A 4,966-nucleotide genomic window follows, 5' to 3' on the forward strand; every position below is an offset into this window, starting at 1 on the left:
TCGCCGCGCGGCGGCTTCCACGGCGGCGTTGAGCTGCCAGGATGTTGGTCTGGAAGGCGATGGAGTCGATCACGCTGATGATGTCCGCGATCTTGCGCGAGCTGCCGCTGATCTCGCCCATGGTGTCCACCACCCGGCGCACGACCTCGCCCCCCTGCTGCGCGGCGGCGCTGGCGGAGTTGGCCAACTGGGTGGCCTGCAGGGCCGTGTCCGCGCTGCTGCGCACGGTGGTGGTGAGCTGCTCCATCGAGGCAGCGGTCTGTTGCAGGTTGCTGGCCTGCTCTTCGGTGCGGTGGCTCAGGTCCACGTTGCCGGAGGCGATCTCCCGGGCGCCGGTGGAGATGCTGTCGCTGCCCTGGCGAACGCGGCTCACGATGTCGCGCAGGCTGTTGCGCATTTCATTCATGGCCGCGAGCACGCTGTCCTTGTCTTCGTTGCGCAGGGAAATGTCCACCATCAGGTTGCCCTTGGCCACCTCGCGCGCCACGTTGACGGCGTAGGCGGGCTCGCCGCCGAGCTGGCGCAGCAGGTTGCGCACCACCAACAGGCTGCCGGCAACACCCAGCAAGGAGATCAGCACCAGCGCCACCAGTGCCACCGTGCGGGTGCTGGCACCCGTCGCCAGTTGCTCCTGGAGTTGGGTCTGAGCGCCTTGCTTGATGCGCGTGGCGATCTTGTCCAGCGTCGTGAAGACGGCGTTGGCGTTGTCCTTCACCTCCAGCCGGTTCACCTCGGCACCCCCCGGGATGTCGTTTGCCTCGATGCGCTCGATCTGGCGGTTCATGCCCGCGCGCATCTTGGTGTAGGCCGACTGCAGGTCGGCGGCGAGCGGCTTGCCCTGGTCATCGATGTTGTTGGCCAGTTTGGCGATGAGCTGATCGGCCTTGGCGAAACGTTCGGTGTTCTCGGCCTTCCACGTTTTGATGAGGGCTGGATCGCCGATGGCGATCATGCGCAGGATGTTGATGTCCACCCGGGTGAGCAGCCCGTCGAGTTCGCTCACGTAATAGGAGTTGGTGAAATCTTTCTGATAAAGCTGATTCAGCCCCTGGGTGATGTCAGACATCTTGACCAGTTGGAACACGCTGAGGCCAGAGAACGCGAGCAGCACCGCAGCGATGACACTCAAAAGCTTTTGGCGAATGGAAAGCGAATTCATACGAGATCCTTGGCTAGAAATAAGACACATGCCCAGTTTGCTCGTGATTTAAAAATTTGTGAGATTTTGTGCATTATGTCTGCAAATCACAACAAAGAGTGGCTTCGATCGGGTTCGGAAGGTTGATTTTGATAGAAAAATATCATTTCTATCAAAATAAAGGCTAAAAAAGCCGCCATAATGCCGGATTAAGACCCATGCTGCGCGCGACTTGTCATCCGGGTTTTTCGGGGTTGAAATGGGTCGAGAGCCATTTTTGCGACCAAGTGCCTGTCGCGTTGCCTTCAATCGGGTAGTGCAGGCCGGGCGCACGCGGGCCTCGCTCAGGCCCTTTGCCCGCCTCCCTTTCGGCCCACTCCGCAGGCTTGCGGATGAGCGATGGCCTTTTGAACGGCTCTGGGAAGTGAGCCGTTCAGGGTGCGGCGGTGGGGGTGTCGGCAGCCCAGCCACCCCCCAGCACCTTGTACAGCGTGACCCGGTTGGTCTGCTCGGCCAGCAGCAGGGTGATCTGCGTCTGCTGCGCCGCGTACAGCGAGCGCTGCGCGTCCAGCACCGTGAGGAAGCTGTCGGCCCCCAGCCGGTAGCGCGCGTCCGACAGGTCCAGCGCGCGCTGGGTGGCGTCCAGCAGCGAGCGCTGGGCGGCCAGGCGCTCGTCCAGCGTGGCGCGGTCGGCCAGCGCGTCGGACACTTCGCGGAACGCGGTCTGGATGGATTTTTCGTACTGGGCCAGGGCCGTGTCGCGCGTCACTTCGGCCACGCGCAGGTTGGCGTTGTTGCGGCCGGCGTCGAAGATCGGCAGGCGGATCGCCGGGCCGATGCCCCACTCCTTGCTGCCGGCCTCGGCGAAGCGGTCCAGCCCGATCGACGACAGGCCCAGGAAGGCCGTCAGGTTCACGTTCGGATAGAACTGCGCCTTGGCCACGGCCACGTCCTGGGTGGCGGCCTCCACGCGCCAGCGCGCGGCGGCCACGTCGGGACGCCGGCCCAGCAGGTCGGCCGGCAGTGTGCTGGGGATTGCTATCGAATTAATAGCATTTAGGGCAGGAAAATCTAGGGCGTCCGCGGCATTTGGCTGACCCACCAGCGCGCCCAGGGCGTTGCGGGTGAGGGCGATCTGCTCCTGGATCGCCTCGATCTGCTGGCGCGCCTCGGGCAGGCCGCCTTCGCTCTGGCGCCGCTCCAGTTGGGTGTCCAGGCCCGCATCCACGCGGTCGCGCACCAGGCGCAGCGTTTCGTTGCGCTGGGCCAGCGTGCGTTCGGCCACACCCAATTGGGCCTTCAGGCGCGCCAGCTGGAAGTAGCTGCGGGCCACGTTGCTGGCCAGCAGCAGCCGCGCGGCCTGGGCATCGGCCTGCGCGGCATTGGCGCTGCCCAGGGCGGATTCGAGCGCGGCGCGGTTCTTGCCGAAGAAGTCGATCTCCCAGCTGCCCGACAGGCGCGCCGTGCCGCTGTTGAGTACGCTGCCGGCCAGCGGCGGCGGGTAGGGGCCGTTGGCGCTGTAGAGCTGCCGGTTCACGTCCAGGCTGCCGTTGAGCTGCGGGCCGTCGGCCGCGCGGGCGGTCTCGATGAAGGCCTGGGCGCGGGCGATGCGCGCCTCGGTGAGCTTCAGGTTGGGGTTGGTGGCCAGGGCGCGGTCGATGAGCGCATCGAGCTGGCCGTCGCCGAAGCCCAGCCACCAGTCCGTGGGCAGCGTGGCTTCGGCGAAGGACTTCTGCGCCACCGCGCCGGCACCGGCGGCTGGCGCCGCGAGGCCGAGCGAGGCGGCGTCGCGCATCTGCGCATGGGGCGCGATGCCGGACATGTCGGCGCAGGCCGTGAGGCCCGGCAGGGCCGCCAGCGCGATGGCCAGCGTGGCGAAATACTGCAGCGCGCCGCGCAGCGGGCTGGGGGTGTCGGGCGCGCGGTGTCGCGGGCCGAGGCCGCATCGGCTGCGGCGGGCGTGGAGGGAAAAGTGGCGTTCATGGTGGACTGACTCTCAGGATGGGCGGGGCGCAGCGGTGTCGGCCGCCGCCCCCAGCGTCTGCAGGTTGCCGTGGATGCGCTTGAGGAAATCCTGCAACTGGTGGTACTCGGCCGGCTGGAAACCCTGGGCGCACACCTGCTGCAGCTCCGTCAGGATCGCGGGGATCTGCGCGGCCGCCGCATGCCCTTCGGGCGTGAGTTCGATGTGCACGACCCGGCGGTCTTCCACCGAGCGCGTGCGGGAGCACAGGCCCTTGGCCTCCAGCCGGTCGAGCAGGCGGGTCATGCCGCCGGCGTCGAGCTGGCACAGGCGCGCCAGGCCCGCGACCGTGTTCTCGTGGTTCAGGTACAGGCGCAGCAGCGGCTTCCATTGCGCATCGGTCAGGCCCAGGGGCTCCATGCGGCGCTCGATCTCGCTGGCGACGATGCACACGATGCGGCGCATCTGGTAGCCGATGCTTTCTTCCACCAGAAACGGAATGCCCGCCACGGTGAGCGGGGCGGGCGGCAGGCGGCTGGCATCGGTTTTTTGGGCGTCGATCATGGCCTGAACAATAATTGACTAGACAAACAATGTCAAGTCTCTATTTGCCAGGTCGGGTTCGAAGGGATCAGCTGCCGGTAGAGGCGTAGTGCCGCAGGCCCAGGCGCCAGGCCCCGAAGGCGGCGGCCAGGAAGGCGAAGCCGGCGGCGGGCGACACCCAGCCGACCCAGGCGGGCGCGCCCAGCGGGTCGGGGTGCGACAGGATCGCCAGGCCCGGGTAATACGCCACGCAGGCCAGCGGCACGGCGAAGGTCAGCAGCCGGCGGAACCACTGCGCATAGAGCGCCAGCGGGTACTGCGCCGCCTGCACGCCGCCGTAGGTGAGCACGTTGGCGATCTCCAGGCTCTCCACGGTCCAGAACGCCAGGGTGCCCTGCAGCACCAGGATGCCCAGGAAGAGGGCCACGCCCCCGGCCACCGCCCATGCCGCCAGCGCGAGGGTGGCCGGCGTCCAGTCGATCGGCGCCTGCGCGGTGGCGAACGCCACCACCATCAGCCCCTGCATCAGCCGCCCCAGCCGGCTCAGGCGCAGGTCGTGGCCCATGAGCTGCAGCGCGAGCGGCCGCGGGCGCAGCAGCAGCCGGTCGAACGCGCCCGTGCGCAGGAACTCGGTGCCCAGCACGTCGAAGCCGCGCCCCAGCGCGTCCGCCACCGCGAACATGCAGTTCACCAGGCCGTAGAACAGCGCCACTTCGCCCAGGCTCCAGCCCTGCACGCTGCCGAAGCGGTGGAACAGCGCCCACACCGCGACCACCTCGATGCCCGTGGCGAGGAACTGCCCCAGGGTCATCAGCATGGCGGACGCGGGGTAGCGCGCCTGTGCATGCAGCGAGGCGCCTGCCAGGCGGATGAAGAGCGCGAACGATCCCATCTCAGCCGCCCTGGATTTCGAGGTGGCGCAGCGTGCGCCGCATCGCCAGCCGGCCCAGCGCCACCAGCACGGCGATCCAGAAGGCCTGAAGGGCCAGCCCGCCCACGGCCTGCCAGCCGGCCCAGTGCCCGGAATGGATGCGCGACGGAATGTCCAGCAACCCCGCCAGCGGCTGCGCGATCAGCGCCCACTGCCACGCATCGGGCAGCAGGGGCAGCGGCAGCAGGTTGCCCGACAGCACCACCACCGCCGGCACGGCCAGCGCGTTGATGCCGCGCTCGTTGAGCGCTGCCGTGGCCGCCACGTTCAGCAGCATCACCAGCGCGGTGGACTGCAGCACCGCCAGGCCGGCCGAGAGCACGAACGCCAGCCCTGCCGCCGCGCTGGCCGGCGGCTGCCAGGCCCATTCGCGCCAGCCCAGCAGCGGCAG

General features: G+C 68.1%; 4 protein-coding genes and 1 pseudogene. All 5 read right to left on the reverse strand.

Annotation, left to right across the window (positions count from 1 at the left end):
• The coding region (locus AC27IO_RS20240; RefSeq protein ID WP_498740438.1) for an MCP four helix bundle domain-containing protein at window positions 1-1,159 on the reverse strand (1,159 nt) is incomplete at its 3' end.
• A 412-nt stretch (window positions 1,160-1,571) separates the two neighbouring features.
• On the reverse strand, window positions 1,572-3,038 hold the full coding sequence (locus tag AC27IO_RS20245; RefSeq protein WP_498740441.1) for an efflux transporter outer membrane subunit: 1,467 nt from the start codon (window positions 3,036-3,038) through the stop codon (window positions 1,572-1,574).
• Between the two features lie 96 nt (window positions 3,039-3,134).
• Window positions 3,135-3,665, reverse strand: a complete 531-nt coding sequence (locus tag AC27IO_RS20250; RefSeq protein ID WP_284430264.1) for a MarR family winged helix-turn-helix transcriptional regulator — start codon at window positions 3,663-3,665, stop codon at window positions 3,135-3,137.
• A 67-nt stretch (window positions 3,666-3,732) separates the two neighbouring features.
• Entirely contained in the window at window positions 3,733-4,536 is an 804-nt protein-coding gene (locus AC27IO_RS20255; RefSeq protein ID WP_498740440.1) for an ABC transporter permease, read from the reverse strand.
• Between the two features lies 1 nt (window position 4,537).
• Window positions 4,538-4,966: pseudogene (locus tag AC27IO_RS20260) on the reverse strand (ABC transporter permease); the annotation flags it as partial.

It is taken from the genome of Acidovorax sp. KNOB132, from assembly GCF_057541515.1.

Excerpts from the sequence above, each read along its gene's own strand:
- AC27IO_RS20250 (WP_284430264.1), bottom strand. The coding sequence starts at position 3,665 with ATGATCGACGCCCAAAAAACCGATGCCAGCCGCCTGCCGCCCGCCCCG.
- AC27IO_RS20255 (WP_498740440.1), bottom strand. The coding sequence starts at position 4,536 with ATGGGATCGTTCGCGCTCTTCATCCGCCTGGCAGGCGCCTCGCTGCAT.